The sequence below is a fragment of the Conyzicola nivalis genome (assembly GCF_040548875.1).
GTDB lineage: Bacteria > Actinomycetota > Actinomycetes > Actinomycetales > Microbacteriaceae > Conyzicola > Conyzicola nivalis_A.
This window is the reverse complement of the sequence record NZ_JBEPSJ010000001.1, coordinates 1,673,533-1,693,850: the sequence shown is the minus strand read 5'-3', so window position 1 is coordinate 1,693,850 and position 20,318 is coordinate 1,673,533. Positions and strand designations below refer to the sequence as shown.

Below are 20,318 nucleotides of genomic sequence, written 5' to 3'. Positions count from 1 at the left end.
CAACAGATGACGACGACCGAGCAACCGCCCGTGGCGCCCGACGCGCCCGCGGCTCCGCCGACCCCCGCCGCGCCACGGCGGCCGCGCACCTCGTCGCGCGTCGCCGCCGCGGCGGGCGCGAGGCGCCTGCGTCGCGGCGCGCTGAGCGGGCTCGCCGGGTCGCGTAGCGGGATCGCCGTCGTGCGCGGCTGGCTGTTCGCGCTCTGGCGCCTGGTCGTGCCCGTCGCCCGCCGCGTCTGGGTCGTCGTCGGCCCGGTCGTCGTCGTCATCACGCCCGTAGGATGGCTCGTGCTGCTGTTCTCCGGCCTCTCCATCGCGCTCAGCGCGATCTTCGGCTGGCAGGAGTTCACCTACCTCGGCACCGTACTCCTGGCATCCGTCGCCCTGAGCACCGTCTTCCTGTTCGGCCGGGCCTCCTACGGCGTGCTCGTCGAGCTGAACCCCCGCAGGGTCGTCGTCGGAGACCGGGCGATGGGACGCATGCTCGTCACCAACATCGGTCCCCGCCCGCTGTCGCCCACGCGTATGGAACTGCCCGTGGGCAAGGGCGTCGCGGAGTTCCAGCTGCCGGCCATGCAGCCCAAGGAAGAACACGAAGAGCTCTTCGCCGTGCCGACCAACAAGCGCGCCGTGATCGTGGCCGGCCCCGCCGAGTCAGTGCGCGGCGACCAGCTCGGGCTGCTGCGCCGCGCCCTGAAGTGGGCCGACGCCGTCGACCTGTTCGTGCATCCGCGCACCGTGCGCCTGCTTCCCACCGCCGCGGGACTCGTGCGCGACCTCGAGGGGCAGGTCTCCAAGACCATCACGAACAACGACATCGCGTTCCACGCCCTGCGCCCGTACGTTCCCGGCGACGACCGGCGCTACGTGCACTGGCGCACGTCGGCTCGAATCGGCCAGCTCATGGTTCGGCAGTTCAACGAGACACGGCGCTCGCAGCTCACGATGATCCACACCTCCCGCAACGACCTGTACGCTTCCGAGGAGGAGTTCGAACTCGCCATCTCGGTCACCGCATCGATCGCCGCCCAGGTGATCCGCGACGGCGTGCAGATGAACGTCGTGAGCGAGACCGGCGTCTGGCGCACCCAGTCGGTCACGTCGATGCTCGACTCGTCGTGCCGCATCGACCCGGTCGGCAAGATCTTCCCCACCGTGCGCGAGTTCGCCCGCGAACGCACCAAACGCCTCCCCGCACCGAGCGTCGTGATGATGATCGGCGGGTCCCGAATGACCACGGCCGAGTACCGCAGCGTCGAATCGCTCTTCGGCCAGGACACCAGCCAGGTCGCCTTCCACGTCGAGCTGGGCGCACAGCCCAAGATCGCCTCCGTCGCCGGTCTGACCGTCATCACCATCGGAGACCTCGACGACCTCTCGAGACTTGTCAGGGGAATCAGCTCGTGACCGAGACGACCACAGCTCCGAAGAAACGCCTCGACCTGCGCCCCGTCACCGGCCGCACCTGGGTCGACATCGCCGTCCTGCTCGTGCTCATCCTGCTCGGCGCCATCGGCTTCGAACCGTCGTTCGGCGGCTACGGCTTCCTGCTCGCGGGGCTCGGCGGGCTCGCGCTCGGCGCGGCCACCGGCATCCTCGCATCGGTGTTCCGTCTCAACGTCGTCGTCACCATCGTGGCCGCACTCGTGGCGTACTTCCTCTTCGGCTCCGCCTTCGCCGTGCAGGGCCAGGCGCTGTTCGGCTTCCTCCCCACGCTGCAGTCGCTCGCGAGCATCGCGGTCGGCTCCGTCTACGGCTGGGCAGACATCGTCACGCTGCGCACCCCGATCGGTGCGCCGCAGTACATCGCGGTCGTGCCGTACTTCGCCACCTGGATCGTGGCGCTGGTCTCCACGAGCCTCGCCACCCGGTGGATCGCTGCGAAGCCGCGCACGGCCTGGCGCTTCGGCATCGCCCTGATCGGACCCGTCGCGCTCTACATCGCCGGCATCCTCATCGGAACCGACGAGCCGTACGAGGCGGGACTGCGCGGCGTCGTGTTCGCCATCCTGGCGCTCATCTGGCTCGGCTGGCGTCGCCCCAACGTCGCGTCGGTCGCCGAGGGCGGCGCCCAGCGTCTGCGCACCCGCAAGATCGCCGGAACCGCGGTCATCGTCGCCGGAGCCGTGCTGCTCGGCGGCGGCGCCGGTTTCTGGCTCGCGCCCGCCAACGACGAGCGTTTCGTGCTGCGCGAGGAGATCGAGCCGCCGTTCGACCCCCTCCAGTACCCGAGCCCGCTCAGCGGCTTCCGGCACTACACGAAGCAGGTCACCGACGAGAAGCTCTTCACGGTGAGCGGCCTGCAGCCGGGCGACGTCGTGCGACTCGCCACGCTCGACTCGTTCACCGGCAAGCTCTGGACGGTGACCGGGCCGGAGACCGAGACGGATGGCTCGGGCAGCTTCGCCCTCGTCGGCCGCACCATCCCGCCCCAGACCTTCATCACCCCCGAGGTACGCCGCGACGTCGAGATCACCATCGACAGCTACGACGACGTCTGGATTCCCAGCGTCGGCTACCTCACCGATCTGCAGTTCACGGGCGGCTCCGCCGAGAACGCCGGCGACGACCTGCGGTACAACAGATCGACCGGCACGGCCGTGCTCACCTCCGGGCTGTCGAAGGGCGACAGCTACCGGCTCGACGCCGTGGAGCAGCGCGTGATCACGCCCGCCGACCTGGAAGACACCGCGACCGCACCTCTCTCCCTGCCGCCCGTCACCGGGACACCCGACCTCGCGACCTCCAAGGCCCAGGAGTTCGCGGGCACCGCCTCGACGCCGATGGCCCAGCTGACGGCCATCCAGCTCGCCCTGACCGAGAACGGGTTCCTCAGCCACGGCCGCGCATCCGACGCCGTGCCGTCCAGAGCTGGACACGGCGCCGACCGGGTCACCGAGCTGTTCTCCCGGCTGCAGATGATCGGCGACCAGGAGCAGTACGCCTCGGCGTTCGCGCTCATGGCGCGCAGCTTCGGCTACCCCGCCCGTGTCGTGATGGGCTTCGCCCCGGAGGTCACCGGAGACGAGTCGGAGATCACCGTGACCGGCGACGACGTCACCGCCTGGGTCGAAGTGGCCTTCGACGACGTCGGCTGGGTGTCGTTCAACCCGACCCCCGAAGAGACAGACATCCCGCAGGCGCAGGTGCCCAAGCCGCAGAGTGAGCCGCAACCGCAGGTGCGCCAGCCCCCGCGCTCCGATAACGACGACGAGGACCTGCTCACCCCGGTCGAGCTCGAGGAGAGCGACGAAGACGACAACGGAGACCCCTTTGTGCTTCCCGGCTGGGTGTGGGCCGTCGGTCTCAGCCTGCTCATCCCCGCCGTCATCATCTTCATCCCGCTGCTGATCATCGGCGCGATCAAGGCCCGCCGTGCGCGCAAGCGGCGCGAGGCCGAACGCGGCCCCGACCGGGTCGCCGGCGCCTGGGCGGAGCTGCTCGACCAGTACTCGGAGCTCGGCTACGACGTGCCACGCCGGTCGACCCGGCTGATGATCGCCGACCGTCTTCAGGCCCAGCTGGCGGAGCAGCCCGTGCGGCTCCGATCGCTCGCCGCCGCCGCCGACGAGGCGGTCTTCGACGGGCAGGATGTCGACGAGGAACGCAGCGAGAAGGTCTGGACCGAGGCCCTCGCCGCCGTCGCTGTCGCTCGCGGCGCCGTCACCCGCGGCCGCCGCATCCTCAGCCGCTACCGCATCCGCCGCGGCGGACCCCGAAGGTGACCACCGCGCCCGCACAGCCGGCGGCCGACCGCGATGCGACGACGACGACAATTGCCGAAGACGTGCAGCTGATGCTGAACCATGATCCCGGCCGGCTCGACTTCAACACGGTTGTGCCGGTCGCCGGGGCGTTCATCGAACTGACCCTGCTCGGGCGCATCTCCTCGGTGGCGAAGAAAGGGTTCTTCGTCGACGAGATGGGACTGGTCACGGTAACCGACGCAACGCCGACCGGCAATCCGATCCTCGACTCGGCCATGCGGGCGATCGTCAAACGTGGCCGCCCCTGGCAGACGCACCGCGCGATCCTCGCGACTCGACTCGACGTCACCGTGCAGCTGCACGCGGCGCTCGAGGCCCGTGGCCTCACCCGCACGGTCGGCAAGCCCGAGCGTCGAGGGAGCCACCTCGAGATCGTCGACCTCGAAGCGGTGGAGGCTCGGCGCGCGGTACTTAAGCGTGCGAGAACGCTCCCCGACACGGTGGCCGACCCGCGACTCGGCGCCGTCGTCGACCTGCTGCGCAGCTCGGGGAACCTCTACCGCGGCGAGACCGGACCGATAGGCAGCCGGATCACGCGCGACTGGTATCCGCCGAACACCGCTGCCACCATGGGCAGGATCCTCGCGGCCGAGGGCTACCTGGCGGAATCCCAGTGACCGCGCCGAGCGGCCAGCGGCTGACCCTCACCGAAGAACTGGTGATCTTGTCGTTCCGCCGGGACACTAGGAAGCGACAGTCCCGATCGGCCGATCCGAGCGGATCGCTGATGGCGATGTTCCGTGCGTCGCTGATCATCGAGCTGGTCGAGCTCGGCCGGGTCGGCCTCGTTGCCCGGAAGGCGACGTCGCCGGTGCTCACGACGTTCGGTCTGCGTGCCCTGTCGAGCGAACTTACGGGCGACGACGCAGCCGACGGCCTGTTGGCCGAGATAGCCAGTGGAAGACGCTCAGACAAAGCGCTCTCCTGGTGGCTGCTCGACGGAAACACGATGCGCGCGGTCACCGACGGGCTCGTGGAGCGCGGCCTCGTCGTCGAACGCACCACGAGCTTCGGACCTTTCACGCGCGATTACCGGTTCGAGCCGGTCGATGTCGAACTCGACAACGCGATCCGGGATCGGTTCGAGGCGGTCTACTACCGGGCGAAGGAGCCGACGGATCGTGAGTGCCTCATGGCTGCGGTCATCCACGACTCCAATATCTGGGCCTACTTCGGTCCGCTGACCGGCCCGGCCGAACGCAACGCCTTCCAATCGCGGATTGTGAACCTGGCCGCCAGACGCAGACCAGCGGCGGATACGCAGCTCGGTGGCTCGGGCGACGACGTCGCGGGCGTTCTCTCCGCACTGAGAGCCGCCCACTCGGGCGGCGGACATTGAGGAGCACCGGCTCGGCTGGCCAGTCGCGCTCGGCGTGCTACACGGCCGCCACGAGAGTGCACTTGTGTACCCTTTTCGCCGTGCAAACGGGGCATAAATGCACTCCCGCGGAAGAGGAAACGGATCGTAAACCGTTAGCATTGCTCGGGTGAGCACGGACGACAGAGACTTCATCGCGATGCCGCCGCCGGGCGCAGCGGCGGCCGCCGAGTCTGCCCCGATCCCGGCCGCGACGCCACCCGAAGAGGACTTCATCTCGCTGCCCCCGGGCATCGCGCTCGACTCCGGCACGTTCAAGATCCCCGCGCGCACTCCGCCGACGCGTGAACCGGCGCCCGAGATCGTCTTCGTGCCCACGGTCATCGGGGCCCCCGTCGCCATGCCGATCGTCGCGCCCGCCCGCCCCGAGCCCGCAGAGCGGACCCCGGTCGCCGAGCCGACCCCGGTCGCTGAGCCTGTCGAAGTGCCCGCCCCGGTCGCTAAGCCAACCCCGGTCGCTGAGCCTGTCGAAGCGCCCGCCCCGACTGCCGAGTCCGTTCCGGTCGCCGAGCCTGTCGAAGCGCCGGCCCCGCCCACCGCCCCGACCGCGGTCGCCGCCCCTGCGCAACGACTGGCCTGGCGGCTCGTGCTCCCGGGAGGCGGCGACCCCATCTATCTCGACGGCACCGTGCTCGTGGGACGCAACCCCGCGGCATCCGTCGACTGGCCCACGGCCACGCTGCTCGGCGTCGCCGACTCGACCCGGTCGGTGTCGAAGACGCACGCGCTGCTCGAGGTCGACGGCGACGACCTGTGGGTGCACGACCTCGGATCCACCAACGGCGTCTACGTCGTCGCGTCCGAGGACGAGGTCGTCGAGGTCGTGCCGGGAACCCGCGCACCGCTCGCGGCCGGCGTCGACCTGGAACTCGGCGACTACGTGCTGCGGGTCGAACGCGGCTGAGCGTGCCTTAGCGACGCCCACACGAGTGTGGTGATACTCTCGGGGGATGCATTTCGAGCGGCTTCTCCTCCTTCGTCGCCGCGACGAGGCCTAGTCATACGGCCCTCCTCGTCGCGGAGATCCTTCGTTGGCTGACCACTCGAAAAGAAGAAGGACCGCTCTTATGACAAGCACTTCTGCCCCTCGCACGCTGGCACAGAAGGTCTGGGACGACCATCTCGTCGTCAAAGGCGAAAACGGCTCCCCCGACCTCATCTACATCGACCTGCACCTGCTGCACGAGGTCACCAGCCCGCAGGCCTTCGACGGCCTGCGTCTCGCGGGGCGCCCCGTTCGCCGACTCGACCTGACGATCGCCACGGAAGACCACAACACGCCGACGCTCGCGATCGACAAGCCGATCGCCGACCTGACGAGCCGCACGCAGATCCAGACGCTGCGTAACAACGCTGCAGAGTTCGGCGTTCGGCTCCACTCGCTCGGCGACATCGAACAGGGCATCGTGCACGTCGTCGGCCCGCAGCTCGGCCTCACGATGCCGGGCATCACCGTCGTCTGCGGCGACAGCCACACGTCGACGCACGGCGCGTTCGGCGCGATGGCCTTCGGCATCGGAACGAGCGAGGTCGAGCACGTTCTCGCCACGCAGACCCTGCCGCTGAAGGCGTTCAAGACCATGGCGATCACGGTCGAGGGCGAGCTGCGCCCCGGCGTGACCGCGAAGGACATCATCCTCGCCGTCATCGCGAAGATCGGAACCGGCGGCGGGCAAGGCTACGTGCTCGAGTACCGCGGTAGCGCCATCCGCTCGCTCTCCATGGAGGGCCGCATGACGATCTGCAACATGTCGATCGAGGCCGGAGCCCGCGCGGGCATGGTCGCACCCGACCAGACCACCTACGACTACCTGAAGGGTCGCCCGCACGCGCCGACCGGCCAAGACTGGGACGACGCAGTCGCGTACTGGGACACGCTGGCCACCGACGACGACGCCGTGTTCGACGCCGAGGTGTTCCTCGACGCCAACGAGCTGGAGCCGTTCGTCACCTGGGGCACGAACCCAGGACAGGGCGTCTCGCTGAGCGAACCCGTGCCCGACCCGGCCGACATCGCCGACCCGAACGAGCGCTCGGCCGCCGAGCGCGCGCTCGAGTACATGGACATAGCCGCGGGCACTCCGATGAAGGACATCCACGTCGACGCCGTGTTCATGGGTTCGTGCACGAACAGCCGCATCGAAGACCTGCGCGCCTTCGCGTCCATCATCAAGGGCAAGAAGAAGGCCGACGGCGTGCGCGTCATGGTCGTGCCGGGGAGCGCCCGAGTGCGCATCGAGGCCGAGGCAGAGGGCATCGACCAGATCGTCAAGGACTTCGGCGCGGAATGGCGTTTCGCCGGCTGCTCCATGTGCCTCGGCATGAACCCCGACCAGCTGGCACCGGGGGAGCGCTGCGCGTCGACCTCGAACCGCAACTTCGAGGGCCGCCAGGGCAAGGGCGGGCGCACCCACCTGGTGTCGCCGCTCGTCGCCGCCGCGACCGCGATCCGCGGCACACTGTCGTCGCCGTGGGACATCGACGCTTCGACAGGCACAGGCGCAGACATCGACGCTTCGACAGGCTCAGCGACCGAGACCACCGAAGGGGTGAACGCGTAATGGACAAGATCACGACCGTCACCGGCATCGGCGTGCCGCTCAAGCGCTCCAACGTCGACACCGACCAGATCATCCCTGCGCAGTTCCTCAAGCGCGTGACCAAGACCGGCTTCGACGACGCCCTGTTCTACCAGTGGCGGCAAGACCCGGAGTTCGTCCTCAACGTCGCGCCCTTCGCAGCCGAGCCCGGAACCGGGGCGCGCATCCTCGTCGCCGGTCCCGACTTCGGCACCGGATCCAGCCGCGAGCACGCCGTGTGGGCGCTGCGCGACTACGGCTTCCAGGCCGTCATCAGCCCGCGCTTCGGCGACATCTTCCGGGGCAACTCCGGAAAGCAGGGCCTGCTGGCCGCTCAGATCGACGAGTCTGAGATCGAGAAGATCTGGGCCCTCATCGACGCGACGCCGGGAATAGAGATCGCCGTCGATCTGGTTGCACGTCAGGTGCGAGTCGGTACTCTCACCGTTCCTTTCGAGATCGATGACTACACTAGGTGGCGCTTGCTCGAAGGCTTGGATGACATCGGGTTAACACTGCGTGATGAAGCGCAAATAACGGAGTTCGAAGCTCGCCGCGAAAGCTGGCGACCACAGACCCTCCCCGCTAAATAGTCAAAGCTCGCGAGACGACAAACGCTCGCGAATAAGCAGTGAAGGTGTGTGAATGAATTCTCTTGTGCAAGATGCCCACAAGGCTGGTGAGAGGGTCGGATTGAAGTCCGACAAGATCGTGATCAATGGCGGAAAGCCGCTGCGTGGTCGCATCGAAGTACGCGGGGCCAAGAACCTCGCGACGAAGGCCATGGTCGCCGCCCTCCTCGCCGAGAGCCCGTCGGTTCTACGCGACGTTCCCGACATCAGCGATGTCGGCGTCGTCACCGGAATGCTCGAGGCCTACGGCGTCTCGGTCACCACGACCGCGGAGGGCGAGCTGACGTTCGACCCGAGCAATGTCGAGAAGGCGCACTTCTCCAAGATCGACGCTCTCGCAGGGTCCAGCCGCATCCCCATCCTGTTCTGCGGCCCGCTGCTGCACCGTCTCGGCGAAGCGCTCATCCCCGACCTCGGCGGCTGCCGCATCGGCGACCGCCCCATCGACTTCCACCTCGACGCCCTGCGCGCCTTCGGTGCCGTCGTCGACAAGAGCTACGAGGGCATCCGCCTCACCGCGCCCAACGGCCTCAGCGGCGCCGAGATCGAACTCCCGTACCCGAGCGTCGGCGCGACCGAGCAGGTGCTGCTCACCGCCGTGCGCGCGAAGGGCGTCACCGAGCTCAAGAACGCCGCCATCGAGCCCGAGATCATGGACCTCATCGCGATCCTGCAGAAGATGGGCGCGATCATCAACGTCGAGCCCAACCGCGTGATCTTCATCGAGGGCGTCGACAAGCTCGAGGGCTACAACCACCGCGCCCTCTTCGACCGCAACGAGGCAGCCAGCTGGGCCTCCGCCGCGTTGGCCACCGAGGGCGACATCTTCGTCGGCGGCGCCAAGCAGGCCGAGCTGATGAACTTCCTCAACATCTTCCGCAAGGTCGGCGGCGCGTTCGACATCCACGAAGACGGCATCCGCTTCTACCACCCCGGTGGCGAGCTCAAGCCCGTCGTCGTAGAGACCGACGTGCACCCCGGATTCATGACCGACTGGCAGCAGCCCCTCATCGTCGCCCTCACCAAGGCGCAGGGCATCTCCGTCGTCCACGAGACCGTCTACGAGAACCGCTTCGGATTCACCGACGCGCTCATCGAGATGGGCGCCGACATCGTCGTGCACAAAGACGGCCTCGAGTCGGTCACGCGCCGCGTGCCCCGTCGCCCGCTCGAGCAGGCGGCCGTGATCACCGGTCCGACGAAGCTGCACGGAGCCGACATCCGCGTTCCCGACCTGCGCGGCGGATTCAGCCACCTCATCGCAGCGCTCACCGCCGAGGGCCAGTCGACCATCAGCAACGTGGGCATCATCAGCCGCGGCTACGAGCACTTCATCGACAAGCTGCGCGCGCTTGGGGCCGACTTCGTCTACGAAGGCTAAGCCTCCAGTGACCGATGATCGCGGGCCGGGGTCGGAGAAGACACCGATCTTCCGGCTTCTGGCCGCTATCGCCGTGCCGCCGATGAACCTCATGGCGAAGCTCCGGCTGAGCGGGGTCGAGAACGTTCCGCGCACCGGCGCGTTCGTGCTCGCCCCCAACCACTACAGCGAGATCGACCCCCTGGTGGTCGGCGTCGCCATGTGGAAGATCGGGCGGATGCCGCGATACATGGCCAAGGCGTCGCTGTTCAAGATTCCCGTGGTGGGCAGGCTGCTGCACGCCTCGGGGCAGATCCCGGTCGAGCGGGCCGGCTCCCGCGGCAGCGACCCGCTCGCCGCAGCCAGGCAGATCGCCGACCAGGGCCTCGCGGTCGTCATCTACCCGGAGGGCACGCTCACCCGCGACCCCGACCTCTGGCCGATGCGCGGCAAGAGCGGTGCCGTGCGCACCGCCCTCGAGCAGGGCATCCCCGTGATCCCCGTCGCCCACTGGGGCACTCAGCTGCTGATGCCGCGGTACGGGAAGAAGATCAGCGTCTTCCCCCGCAAGACCATCGACGTGCGCTTCGGCCCGGCCGTCGACCTCTCCGCCTTCGCCGGCCGCAAGCTGGATTCCGCTACGCTCACCGAGGCGACCGACGTCGTCATGGACGCGATCACCGCGATCTTCGAGGAGCTCCGCGGGCAGACCGCCCCCGCCGAGCGCTGGGATCCGGCCAAACACAACCAGAAGGACACCGGACGTTTTGAACAGTAGCGACCACCTCACGCTCGACGCGAAGGCGCGCAAGGTCGCAGTCCTCGGCGCGGGCTCGTGGGGCACCACCTTCTCGAAGATCCTCGCCGACGGCGGGGCCGACGTCGCCCTATGGGCGCGCCGCCCCGAACTGGCCCGCGAGATCACCGAGTCGAAGCGCAACAGCGACTACCTTCCCGGGATCAACCTGCCCCGCAGCATCCGAGGCTCCTCGAGTCTGGAAAAGGTTCTGGATGGCGCGGAGCAGGTCTTCCTCTCGGTGCCGAGCCAGACGCTCCGCGACAACCTCAAGGCGGTGCGCGACCTCGTGCCCCACGACGCGATCGTGGTGTCGCTCATGAAGGGTGTCGAGAAGGGCACCGGCTACCGCATGAGCGAGGTCATCGAGCAGGAGCTCGGCATCGGCGACGACCGGGTCGCCGTCGTCTCCGGGCCCAACCTCGCACTCGAGATCGCCAAGGAGCAGCCGACCGCCGCCGTCGTGTCGTCGGCGAACCTCGCGACCGCGACTCTCGTCGCCATGACCGCGACGAACCCGTACTTCCGCTCGTTCGTGAACACCGACGTGATCGGCACCGAGTTCGGCGGAGTGCTCAAGAACCTCATCGCCGTGGCCATCGGCATCGTCGACGGCGTCGGCTATGGCGAGAACACCAAGGCGTCCATCATCACCCGCGGCCTCGTCGAGATGACCGACTTCGCCGTCGCGTTCGGCGGGCGCGCCGAGACGCTCGCCGGCCTCGCCGGGCTCGGCGACCTCATCGCCACCTGCGAGTCGTCGCTCTCGCGCAACAACACCGCGGGCCGGCTGCTCGGGCAGGGCTACACGTTCAGCGACGTCGTCAAGCAGATGAACCAGACGGCAGAGGGCCTGTCGTCGGTCGCGCCGATCCTCGAGCTCGCGCTATCCAAGGGCGTCGAGATGCCGATCGTCAGCCAGGTGGCAGAGGTGCTCGCCGGCACTATGGACCCGCGCGACATCGCGCCGCACCTGACCACCGACCCGATGCCCCAGGGGGAGTGACGATGCTGAGCACCCTCGGATCCGGCGACCTCCTCGTAGAGAAGACCGGCGCCACCCCTGCCACCGTGGTGGCCCTGCACGGCTGGGCTCGCAGCGGAGCCGACTTCGCCGCCATCGTCGACGGCCTCGACGCCGTCTCTCCGCACCTGTGGGGCTTCGGCATCACCACGGCCCCCGCCGAGGCGTGGGGCAGCGAGCAGTACGCCGACGCGCTCGCGCAGGCGCTCGAGGGCTCGGCGCCCGTGATCGTCGTCGGCCACTCCTTCGGCGGACGCGTCGCCGTGCACCTCGCCCAGAAGTACCCGCACCTCGTCGCGGGGATGGTGCTCACCGGCGTCCCGCTCGTGCGCCTGAAGGCCGCGCCCAGACCCGCCATCGGATTCCGCGTAGTGCGCTCCCTCGCGAAGGCGGGCGTCGTGCCCAAGTCGGTGCTCGAGAACCAGCGGCGCAAGCACGGCTCGGCCGACTACCTCGCCGCCCAGGGCGTGATGCGCAACATCCTCGTGCGCGTCGTCGGCGAGACCTACGACGAGCAGCTCGCCGCCATCCGCGTGCCCGTGCGCATGGTGTGGGGCGAGAACGACACCAGCGCCCCCGCCGACGCTGGTGCCGCCGCCTCCGAGCGCATCGCCGGATCGACCTTCCGCGTCGTGCCCGGTGCCGGCCACCTGCTCGACGGCGACCTGCGCACGGCAGTGCGCTCCGAACTGCTCGCCCTGATCGACGAGGTATCCGCATGACCCCCATCACCGTCCTCACCATCGTGATCGGCATCGCCGCGACCGTGCCCGTCGCGGGCCGCTGGCTGCGTGTCGCCCAGCGCGAGCACTACATCGCCCCCTGGGTGTCGCGGCTCGCCTGGCTGTGGATCCGGGTCAGTCCGGTGAACGCCATCCTCACCGCGCTCGTCGTGGTGCTGACGGCGGTCTCCGTGCTGCGCTACTTCAGCGGCTTCGCGATCGCCGCCGTCATCCTGCTCGCCTTCCTGCCCATCGGCCTCAAGGTGCGCGGCACGAGCGCCCCGCTCGCCTGGACCGACCGCCTCAAGCGACTGCTCGTGGCGTGGATCGTGCTCGTCGCCGTCGTCGGGGCCGCCCTCGTCTTCGTCGTCGGTTCGACGGGCGTGGCACTCACCCTTCTGCTTGCGCCGCGCATCACCGACCTCGCGCTGGCCATCATGAAGCCCGTCGAGAAGCGCCTGTCACGCAAGTGGATGCTCAGCGCACGCAAGCGCATCAAGCAGGTCGCACCGACCGTGGTCGCGATCACCGGCTCCTACGGCAAGACGTCGACGAAGGGATATGTGGCGCACCTCCTGTCGAGCGCGTTCTCCGTCGTCGCCTCTCCCGCCAGCTTCAACAACCTGCTCGGCCTCTCGCGAGCCGTCAACGACCGCGTCGTTCCCGGCACCGAGGTGTTCATCGCCGAGATGGGCGTCTACGGCCGCGGTGAGATCCGCGAGCTGAGCGAGAGCTTCCCGCCCGACATCGCCGCGATCACCACCATCGGCGAGGCCCACCTGGCCCGCATGGGCAGCCGCGACGTGATCTTCCAGGCCAAGTCGGAGATCACCGAGAAGGCCCGCACCGTGGTGCTGCCGATCGACGACCCGCTGCTCGCCGGACTGGCCGAGAGATGCCGCGCAGAGAGCAAGCGAGTCATCACCGTGTCGACCGTGCCGGGAACAGACGCCGACGTCGTCGTGGATGCCGCGGGGGAGACCATCTCGGTGCGCGAGGGCGCCGCGCGTTCGACGGCCACGGTCGTCATCCCCGGCGTCGGCCACGCCGTGAACCTCGCGGTCGCGGTGGGCATCGCGCACGCGCTCGAGATCCCCCTCTCCGCGATCGCCACCAGGCTCGACGCCCTGCCCGACTCGCCGCACCGCGCCGAGGTGCAGCACGCCGAGAGCGGCGTCGTCGTCATCGACGACACCTACAACTCCAACCCGGTGGGCGCGCAGCGCGCGCTCGAGGGCGCCGCCGCGATCGCCGCCGAGCGCGGGGGACCCCTCGTCGTCGTCACCCCCGGCATGGTCGAGCTGGGCAGCGTGCAGGTGCAGCGCAACACCGAGTTCGCAGCATCCATCGCAGCGGCCGGCGGCCACCTGTTCGCGATCGCCCGCACGAACCGCGCCGCCCTCACCGCCGGCGCGGGATCCGTCGGCGGTCCCGTGAGGATTTTCGACCGCAGAACCGAGGCCGTCGCTGCGGCGCTCGATCAGGCCGGCGACCGAGGCGTTATCCTCTATGAGAACGACCTGCCGGACCACTACCCGTAACCAGCCGCACCGGGCCAGCAGAAGACGCGTGCGGCTGAACGACGTTTTGGATGGTTACCCGTGAGTTCTCCCTGGGCAGTTCTGTTTGGCGGGCCGTCGCCCGAGCACGAGATTTCGATCCTCACCGGTCTGCAGTCCGAGCGAGTGCTCACCGCGAGCGGCGAGCAGGTGCTGCCGATCTACTGGGCGCCGAACGGTGACTGGTGGCTCGTGCCGGCCGCGACCGAGGCCAAGGACTACCTGAACGGCGTGCCCAAGGGCGCGAAGGCCGTCGACGTGCGCCTGTCCGGCGACACCGGCCTCTACGTGAAGAAGCGGGCGCTCGATATCTCCGCCGTGCTGCTCACCCTGCACGGGGGCGTCGGCGAGGGCGGGGGAGCGGCGGCGCTGTTCACCCTCCTCGGCATCCCCGCCACCGGCTCCACGCTGTTCGCGGGCGCCGTCGGCATGGACAAGCTGGCCTTCGGCGGCCTCATGGAGGTCGCCGGCATCCCGGCGCTCCGCCGCGAGCTGCTCTCGCCCACCCGCGCGCCGTCGTTCCCCGGCCCGTACATCGTCAAGCCCCGCTTCGGCGGATCGTCGATCGGCATAGAGATCGTCGAAGACGCGGATGCCGCTCGCGCGATCGCCCGCGCCTCGGCGCACCTGCGTGCCGGTGCCGTGGTCGAGCCGTACCGGCCCGAGCTCGTCGACCTGAACATCTCGTTCCGCACCTACCCGCAGCTCGAGGTCACGGCGCTCGAGAAGCCCGTGCGCAGCTCCTCCGAGAGCGGGCTGTACTCCTACGCCGAGAAGTACCTCTCCGGAGGCGCCGGAGCCGAGGCCGGCCTCTCGAGCGCCCCGCGCGAGTTCCCCGCCGACGTCGACCCCGCGATCGCGACCCTGGCCGCCGAGCTGGCCACGCGCGTGGCCGAGGTCACGGCGCTCACCGGCGTCGTCCGCGTGGATCTGCTGCTGGATGAAGCATCCGGATCTCTCTTCGTCAACGAGGTCAACTCGATCCCCGGCGCGATGTCGCTCTACCTGTGGGCCCCGCAGGTGCCCGCGGCCACGGTTCTGAAGGACGCTCTCGTCGAGGCCCGCGACCGTCGCGTCGTGCTGCCCGCCTCGGGCTTCGGCTCCGGGGCCGCGCTGCGCGCCGCCGGCGGCATCGCTGGCAAGCTCGTCGGCCTCGACGGCCCGCGGGCCTAGAGCCCCCCAGCCCCCGGCCCCGCACGACTGGCCGCACCCTGCGGCGAGCTGCGGCGAGCTGCGGGGGCACGGCGAGCTGCGGGGCAGACTTCCGACGTTCAGCGGGTGCGTGTACGTCGGATTCTTGCCCCTCTGCTGTCTGTGCGGGGGCAGGGCGAGCTGTGGGGCAGACTTCCGAGGTTTAGCGGGTGCGTGTACGTCGGATCCTTGCCCCTCTGCTGTCTGTGCGAGGGCACGGCGAGCTGTGGGGCAGACTTCCGAGGTTTAGCGGGTGCGTGTACGTCGGATCCTTGCCCCTCTGTTCTACGGCGCAGGTGTCGTCGGCGTCTCGGTCTGCGTCGGGGCGCCCAGACTGTCTTCGATCTCGGTGCACTGCGCAGTCTCGGTCGTCGACTCGACGGCGTCGACGAGCTCGAACAGCGCCGACCCGGGCGAGACCTTGTCGCGGTTGACGATGACCTCGGTCGCGGGCTCACGTCCGTAGGTCGTGAACACGTAGTTCGGGGCGTCGGCGTCGTCGCGCAGCCAGTAGACGTTCTCGACGAGCACGCACGGCAGGATGCTCGCCCGGTCGGGGATCGCGACACCGCACCGCAGCAGCACCGAAGCGTCGGGCGTGCCCCACGCACCCGTGCCCTGCGAGTTGGTCTCGCGCAGCGGCAGGTCGCCCACGGTCTCGGGCAGGCGCACCATGATCTCGGCGCATCCGGGGTTCTTCGCGTCCGCTGCCGGTTCGAAGTTGACCGTCTGCGCGCAGCCCGTGAGGGCTCCGAGGGCGATCAGGGTGACGGCGGTCAGGCGGAGCATCGATTTCACCGGTTCAGGCTACCGTGTGAAGCATGACGCAACCCGATACGCTGCGCGGCATCGGGGAGTCCGCCACCCTCGCGCGCATCTTCCCCCGCCTGCCGCAGTCCGACCACGCACTCGTCGGACCGGGCGACGACTCCGCGGTGATGTCGGCCCCCGACTCCCGCTTCGTGGTCACGACCGACATGATGATCCACGGCCCCGACTTCCGTCTCGCCTGGTCGGCCCCGCACGACCTCGGCTGGAAGGCCGCGGCATCCAATCTCGCCGACGTCGCGGCCATGGGCGCGACGCCGACCGCCCTCGTCGTGGCGATCGCCGCCCCAGCCGACTCGCCCGTCTCCCTGCTCGAGGGCATCGCCGACGGCCTGCGCGACGCGTGCCTCGCGCTCGCCCCCGGCTGCGGCGTCGTCGGCGGCGACCTCTCGGTCTCCGACACACTGACGATCGCCGTCACCGCCTTCGGCGACCTCTCCGGACGCGCCCCCGTGCTGCGCTCCGGCGCCCGCCCTGGCGACGTCGTCGCCGTCTCCGGCGCGCTCGGGCGTGCCGCGGCGGGCCTGGCCCTGCTGTTCGAGCGCGGCACGGTGGACGGACAGCCGGATGCCTCGGCCGCGGCCTCCCTCCGCGCGAGCGACCCCGACCTCGTCGCCGCCCAGCTCGCCCCGACACCGCCCATCGCCGACGGCGTGCTCGCCGCGCAGGCGGGCGCGACGGCGATGCTCGACCTCAGCGACGGGCTCGCGCTCGACGCCCGCCGGATCGCGCAGGCGAGCGGAGTCGCCCTCTCGCTCGACGCCGCCGCGATCGGCTCCCGCGAGGCGCTCGACGGCGGGGAGGACCACTCCCTGCTCGCCACCTTCCCGCCCGGCACGTCGCTGCCGGGCGGATTCCGCGCCATCGGCACCGTTGTGGCGGGCTCCGGCCTGCTCGTCGACGGGCAGCACTACGAGGAGCGCGGCGGCTGGGATCCCTACGAGCAGTGGAGCGGAGGTCGCGGCTGATGAGCTCTCCCGTGACGATAGGCGTGGTCGGTGCGAGCTGGCGCGCGGAGTACTTCCTCAGGATCGCGCGCGATCTCCCCGAGCGGTTCGCGGTCGCCCGCGTGCTGGTGCGCAGCGACGAGTCCGCGGAACGCGTGCGACGCGAGTGGGGCGTCGCGGCGACCACGAGCATGGCCGACTTCCTCACCGCCGCGGCCTACGACTACGTCGTCGTCTCCACCCCGTGGGCGGTGGCCCCGGAGATCACGGCACAGCTCGCGGCCGCGGGCATCCCGGTGCTCACAGAGACGCCGCCGGCACCCGACCTGCCCGGCCTCGTGGCGCTCAACGAGGAGCTCGGGTCGGCCCCCGTGCAGGTCGCCGAGCAGTACCAGTACCAGCCGCACCACTCCGCGCGGCTGTCGGTCGCACGGTCGGGACTTCTCGGCGAGGTCCAGCGCGCCCGGGTCTCGGTCGCGCACGGCTACCACGGCATCAGCCTCGTGCGACTGGCTCTCGGCATCGGATTCGAACCGGTCGCGATCACCGCGCACACCGCCGTCGAACGGATGGTCACCGGCCGGGGCCGCGGCGGATGGTCGGCCACGCTCGAGCAGGTCGACGCGGTCACCACGACCGCTCATCTCGACTTCGGGCGGGCTACGGCGGAGTTCGACTTCAACGGCGAGCAGTACTTCTCGCCCATCCGCTCCCGCCAGATGATCATCGCGGGCTCCCACGGCGAGCTCGTGAACGACGAGGTGGCGTGGCTGGCCGGTCCGGGGGAGCCGCGGCGCGAGCGGCTGCACCGTGAGGCGACCGGCATCGACGGCGACCTCGAGGGCAGCTACCTGCGTCGCATCCTGCTCCGCGACACGGTGCACTTCGAGAACCGGTTCGCTCCCGCCCGGCTGAACGACGACGAGCTCGCAGTCGCCGAGGTCATGCACCGCATGGCGGTGTTCGTGCAGACGGGCGAGCCGTTCTACTCGCTCGCCGACGCCAGCCACGACCACTACCTCGGCATGCTCGTCGACGAGGCCGCGGAGTCGGGCCAGACGCTGCACTCGGGCGAGATGCCCTGGGCGTAGCAGGCTACTCGGCGGCGCCGAGCCACCAGAGGGTCGTGTCGCCGTAGTCCTTGCGACGCTCGACCTCGAGGCCGGCGGGCAGCTGCGGCTGGGGGCTGCGCGAGCTGCGCTCGAGCACGACAACCGCGTCGGGGGAGACGCGCGGGGCGAGCAGCGCCAGCGTATGCGCCAGCTCGGCCTCGCCGAGGTCGTACGGCGGGTCGAGGAAGACCACGTCCCAGATCGCGACCGAGGGAGCGAGGAACGCGTCGACGGCCTGGCCCGACGTCTCGATCGCCAGCGCGCTGCCCTTCGGCCGTGAGCGCAGCACGAGGGCCGCGTTCGCGCGACAGGCCTTCACGGCGGCGGGCCCCATCTCGACCAGGGTCACGTGCGCGGCGCCGCGGGAGGCCGCCTCCAGCCCGAGCGAACCGGTGCCCGCGTACAGGTCGACGACCCGGGCACCGTCGAGCGCCCCCCGCGCGTCGAGCGCGGAGAAGATCGCCTCACGCACCCGGTCGCTCGTGGGGCGTGTGCCCGAGCGGGGAACGGCGAGCGTGAGCGAACCGGCGAAGCCGGAGATGATGCGGGTCATTGCCCCAACGGTACCGGGATTCCACCGGGCCTTCGTAGTAGGGATGCGACAAAGCGTTGGCGAGACCGCCAGAGAATCCACACAATCGGATGCATGGCCAGCGTCGATCGTTCATCCAAGCCCTCCTTCACCAAGGCTCTCTTCCTCGGAAACACCCACTCCGAGCTCGTGATGCCATACCCGTTGCTCGAGTCCGCGGAGCGCACGAAGGTCGAAGCCCTCGCGGGCAGCGCACGCGACTACCTCGCGAACACCTACGACCCGTGGAAGGCCGAGGCCGACCGCTGGGTCGGCGACGACACGATCCGCGACCTCGGAGAGCGCGGCCTGCTCGGGCTGTTCGTCGACGAGCAGTACGGCGGCCAGGGCCTCAGCCAGACCGGCTACTGCCGGGTGATGGAGGAGTTCGGCCGCTCAGACGGCGCGCTCGCCGTCGTTATGGGCGTGCACCAGTCGATCGGTACCAAGCCCATCTACCTCTACGGCAACGACGACCAGAAGGCCCGCTGGTTGCCCGACCTCGCGGCCGGGCGCAAGCTCGCCGCGTTCGTGCTCACCGAGCCGAACGTCGGCTCCGACGCCTACAACCTCGAGACGTGGGCCGAGCGGCAGAGCGACGGCAGCTGGATCCTCAACGGCGAGAAGCGCTGGATCGGCAACGGCTCGAAGGACGTGCTCACCGTGTTCGCGCGCAGCGACCTCGGCCACGTCGCCCTCGTCGTCGAGAAGGGAACCGAGGGCCTCAGCACCGGACCCCGCTTCGACACGCTCGGCCTCCGCGCGAACAACCTGCAGCGCGTGCACTTCAACAACGTGCGCGTGCCGGCGGAGAACCTGCTGGGCGAGCCGGGCGACGGCTTCCGCATCGCCATGAACACCCTGAACAACGGGCGCATGTCGATGGGCACGTCGATCGCCGGCGGCATGAAGACATTCCTCGGCTACACCCTCGAGCACGCCAATGCCCGCCAGCAGTTCGGCCGGCCCCTCATCGACTTCGAGCTCGTCGAGGAGAAGGCGGCCTGGATGAACACGCAGATCTACGGCCTCGAGTCGATGAGCTACCTGACCACCGGGCTCGTCGACCGCGGCGTCGCCGACTTCTCGCTCGAGTCGGCGATGACGAAGGTCGTCGCGAGCGACGTCGGCTGGAAAGCCCTCAACAAGGCGTTCCAGGTGCACGGCGGAACCGCCTACATGGACGACCACCCCCTCTCCAAGGCGTTGCGCGACTTCCGCATCTTCCCGATCTTCGAGGGCGCCAACGACGTGATGCGCGCCTACGTCGCCCTCAACGGCATCAAGGCGCTCAGCGAGGCCCTGCCCGACGTGCGCTCCCTCACGATCAGCGACCCGGCGAAGGCCATCGGCGTGCTCGCCCCCTACGTCGCCGGCCGCGTCAACCGCGCCCTGCGCCCCGAGAAGCTCGCCGGCGCGCACGCGAGCGTCGGTAAGCAGGTCTCCGCGGTCTCCGAGCAGGTGGCGCGACTGCGCGACCGGGCCGAGGCGGCGCTGCGCAGGCACGGCAAGAAGGTGCAGGAGAAGCAGCTGATCCAGAAGAGACTCTCGGATGCCGCATCCGGAATCTATGCGCAGGTCGCCGTCATCAGCCGCATCACGGCGGTCACCGAGCGTGACGGCGTCTCTGCGACCCACGCCGAGCGCGCGCTCGCCGTGAACTTCTGCGAGAGCACCGCCCGGCAGGTGGGCCGCGACCTGCGCTCGCTCGAGATCAACTCCGACGGGGCGACGAAGCAACTGGGCAAGGCGGTGCGCGAGTCGAACGGCTACGCGTTCGACCTCTGAGCCACGGTCCCTGAGCCTGTCGAAGGGCGCCTGCCGAAATGGCGCTTCGACAGGCTGAGAGAGC

General features: G+C 69.7%; 18 protein-coding genes. 16 read left to right on the top strand and 2 right to left on the bottom strand.

Going from position 1 to position 20,318, the window contains the following annotated elements:
- Window positions 1-6 precede the first annotated feature (6 nt).
- The 13 genes from ABIE21_RS08295 to ABIE21_RS08235 all read left to right on the top strand — a co-directional run bounded on the left by ABIE21_RS08295 (window position 7) and on the right by ABIE21_RS08235 (window position 14,990).
- Window positions 7-1,407, top strand: coding sequence for a DUF58 domain-containing protein (locus ABIE21_RS08295; RefSeq protein WP_354024299.1), 1,401 nt, complete (start codon window positions 7-9; stop codon window positions 1,405-1,407).
- Complete coding sequence (locus tag ABIE21_RS08290; RefSeq protein WP_354024298.1) at window positions 1,404-3,725, top strand: DUF3488 and transglutaminase-like domain-containing protein; 2,322 nt, start codon at window positions 1,404-1,406, stop codon at window positions 3,723-3,725. The genes ABIE21_RS08295 and ABIE21_RS08290 overlap by 4 nt, the downstream gene beginning before the upstream one ends.
- Window positions 3,722-4,384, top strand: coding sequence for a GPP34 family phosphoprotein (locus tag ABIE21_RS08285; RefSeq protein ID WP_354024297.1), 663 nt, complete (start codon window positions 3,722-3,724; stop codon window positions 4,382-4,384). Before ABIE21_RS08290 ends, ABIE21_RS08285 begins: the two co-directional genes overlap by 4 nt.
- A complete protein-coding gene (locus ABIE21_RS08280; RefSeq protein ID WP_354024296.1) occupies window positions 4,381-5,106 on the top strand; it encodes a GPP34 family phosphoprotein in 726 nt (241 codons plus the stop codon). Before ABIE21_RS08285 ends, ABIE21_RS08280 begins: the two co-directional genes overlap by 4 nt.
- Window positions 5,107-5,254: 148 nt before the next feature.
- Window positions 5,255-6,049 carry an FHA domain-containing protein gene (locus tag ABIE21_RS08275; protein WP_354024295.1) on the top strand — a complete coding sequence of 265 codons (795 nt, stop codon included), beginning with the start codon at window positions 5,255-5,257 and terminating at the stop codon, window positions 6,047-6,049.
- A 163-nt stretch (window positions 6,050-6,212) separates the two neighbouring features.
- Window positions 6,213-7,706 (top strand): 3-isopropylmalate dehydratase large subunit, encoded by a 1,494-nt coding sequence (gene leuC / locus ABIE21_RS08270; protein ID WP_354024294.1) that lies wholly within the window; start codon window positions 6,213-6,215, stop codon window positions 7,704-7,706.
- Window positions 7,706-8,317, top strand: coding sequence for a 3-isopropylmalate dehydratase small subunit (gene leuD, locus ABIE21_RS08265; RefSeq protein ID WP_354024293.1), 612 nt, complete (start codon window positions 7,706-7,708; stop codon window positions 8,315-8,317). Before leuC ends, leuD begins: the two co-directional genes overlap by 1 nt.
- Window positions 8,318-8,369: 52 nt before the next feature.
- Entirely contained in the window at window positions 8,370-9,737 is a 1,368-nt protein-coding gene (murA, locus tag ABIE21_RS08260) for a UDP-N-acetylglucosamine 1-carboxyvinyltransferase (protein WP_354024292.1), read from the top strand.
- 7 nt (window positions 9,738-9,744) lie between these two features.
- Window positions 9,745-10,494 (top strand): lysophospholipid acyltransferase family protein, encoded by a 750-nt coding sequence (locus ABIE21_RS08255; protein WP_354024291.1) that lies wholly within the window; start codon window positions 9,745-9,747, stop codon window positions 10,492-10,494.
- Window positions 10,484-11,518 carry an NAD(P)H-dependent glycerol-3-phosphate dehydrogenase gene (locus tag ABIE21_RS08250; RefSeq protein ID WP_354024290.1) on the top strand — a complete coding sequence of 345 codons (1,035 nt, stop codon included), beginning with the start codon at window positions 10,484-10,486 and terminating at the stop codon, window positions 11,516-11,518. The genes ABIE21_RS08255 and ABIE21_RS08250 overlap by 11 nt, the downstream gene beginning before the upstream one ends.
- A 2-nt stretch (window positions 11,519-11,520) precedes the next feature.
- Window positions 11,521-12,258 carry an alpha/beta fold hydrolase gene (locus ABIE21_RS08245; protein ID WP_354024289.1) on the top strand — a complete coding sequence of 246 codons (738 nt, stop codon included), beginning with the start codon at window positions 11,521-11,523 and terminating at the stop codon, window positions 12,256-12,258.
- Window positions 12,255-13,799, top strand: a complete 1,545-nt coding sequence (locus ABIE21_RS08240; RefSeq protein ID WP_354024288.1) for a UDP-N-acetylmuramoyl-tripeptide--D-alanyl-D-alanine ligase — start codon at window positions 12,255-12,257, stop codon at window positions 13,797-13,799. Before ABIE21_RS08245 ends, ABIE21_RS08240 begins: the two co-directional genes overlap by 4 nt.
- 60 nt (window positions 13,800-13,859) lie before the next feature.
- Window positions 13,860-14,990, top strand: coding sequence for a hypothetical protein (locus tag ABIE21_RS08235; RefSeq protein WP_354024287.1), 1,131 nt, complete (start codon window positions 13,860-13,862; stop codon window positions 14,988-14,990).
- 303 nt (window positions 14,991-15,293) lie between these two features.
- Here the strand turns inward: ABIE21_RS08235 and ABIE21_RS08230 are convergent, their stop codons facing one another.
- Window positions 15,294-15,797 carry a DUF3515 domain-containing protein gene (locus tag ABIE21_RS08230; RefSeq protein ID WP_354024424.1) on the bottom strand — a complete coding sequence of 168 codons (504 nt, stop codon included), beginning with the start codon at window positions 15,795-15,797 and terminating at the stop codon, window positions 15,294-15,296.
- 32 nt (window positions 15,798-15,829) lie between these two features.
- On the opposite strand from ABIE21_RS08230, the gene thiL reads away from it, so the two are divergent.
- Both thiL and ABIE21_RS08220 read left to right on the top strand, forming a co-directional pair.
- Window positions 15,830-16,804, top strand: coding sequence for a thiamine-phosphate kinase (thiL, locus tag ABIE21_RS08225; protein WP_354024286.1), 975 nt, complete (start codon window positions 15,830-15,832; stop codon window positions 16,802-16,804).
- A gap of 11 nt (window positions 16,805-16,815) precedes the next feature.
- A complete protein-coding gene (locus ABIE21_RS08220; protein WP_354024285.1) occupies window positions 16,816-17,874 on the top strand; it encodes a Gfo/Idh/MocA family protein in 1,059 nt (352 codons plus the stop codon).
- 4 nt (window positions 17,875-17,878) lie between these two features.
- Here the strand turns inward: ABIE21_RS08220 and rsmD are convergent, their stop codons facing one another.
- A complete protein-coding gene (rsmD, locus tag ABIE21_RS08215; protein WP_354024284.1) occupies window positions 17,879-18,448 on the bottom strand; it encodes a 16S rRNA (guanine(966)-N(2))-methyltransferase RsmD in 570 nt (189 codons plus the stop codon).
- A 93-nt stretch (window positions 18,449-18,541) separates the two neighbouring features.
- On the opposite strand from rsmD, the gene ABIE21_RS08210 reads away from it, so the two are divergent.
- Window positions 18,542-20,254 (top strand): acyl-CoA dehydrogenase family protein, encoded by a 1,713-nt coding sequence (locus ABIE21_RS08210; protein WP_354024283.1) that lies wholly within the window; start codon window positions 18,542-18,544, stop codon window positions 20,252-20,254.
- The last annotated feature ends 64 nt before the right edge of the window (window positions 20,255-20,318 follow it).

Coding starts and splice junctions, on each gene's coding strand:
- leuC (WP_354024294.1), top strand. CDS start 6,213: ATGACAAGCACTTCTGCCCCTCGCACGCTGGCACAGAAGGTCTGGGAC.
- murA (WP_354024292.1), top strand. CDS start 8,370: ATGAATTCTCTTGTGCAAGATGCCCACAAGGCTGGTGAGAGGGTCGGA.
- ABIE21_RS08245 (WP_354024289.1), top strand. CDS start 11,521: ATGCTGAGCACCCTCGGATCCGGCGACCTCCTCGTAGAGAAGACCGGC.
- ABIE21_RS08230 (WP_354024424.1), bottom strand. CDS start 15,797: ATGCTCCGCCTGACCGCCGTCACCCTGATCGCCCTCGGAGCCCTCACG.
- leuD (WP_354024293.1), top strand. CDS start 7,706: ATGGACAAGATCACGACCGTCACCGGCATCGGCGTGCCGCTCAAGCGC.
- ABIE21_RS08295 (WP_354024299.1), top strand. CDS start 7: ATGACGACGACCGAGCAACCGCCCGTGGCGCCCGACGCGCCCGCGGCT.
- thiL (WP_354024286.1), top strand. CDS start 15,830: ATGACGCAACCCGATACGCTGCGCGGCATCGGGGAGTCCGCCACCCTC.
- ABIE21_RS08210 (WP_354024283.1), top strand. CDS start 18,542: ATGGCCAGCGTCGATCGTTCATCCAAGCCCTCCTTCACCAAGGCTCTC.
- ABIE21_RS08240 (WP_354024288.1), top strand. CDS start 12,255: ATGACCCCCATCACCGTCCTCACCATCGTGATCGGCATCGCCGCGACC.
- rsmD (WP_354024284.1), bottom strand. CDS start 18,448: ATGACCCGCATCATCTCCGGCTTCGCCGGTTCGCTCACGCTCGCCGTT.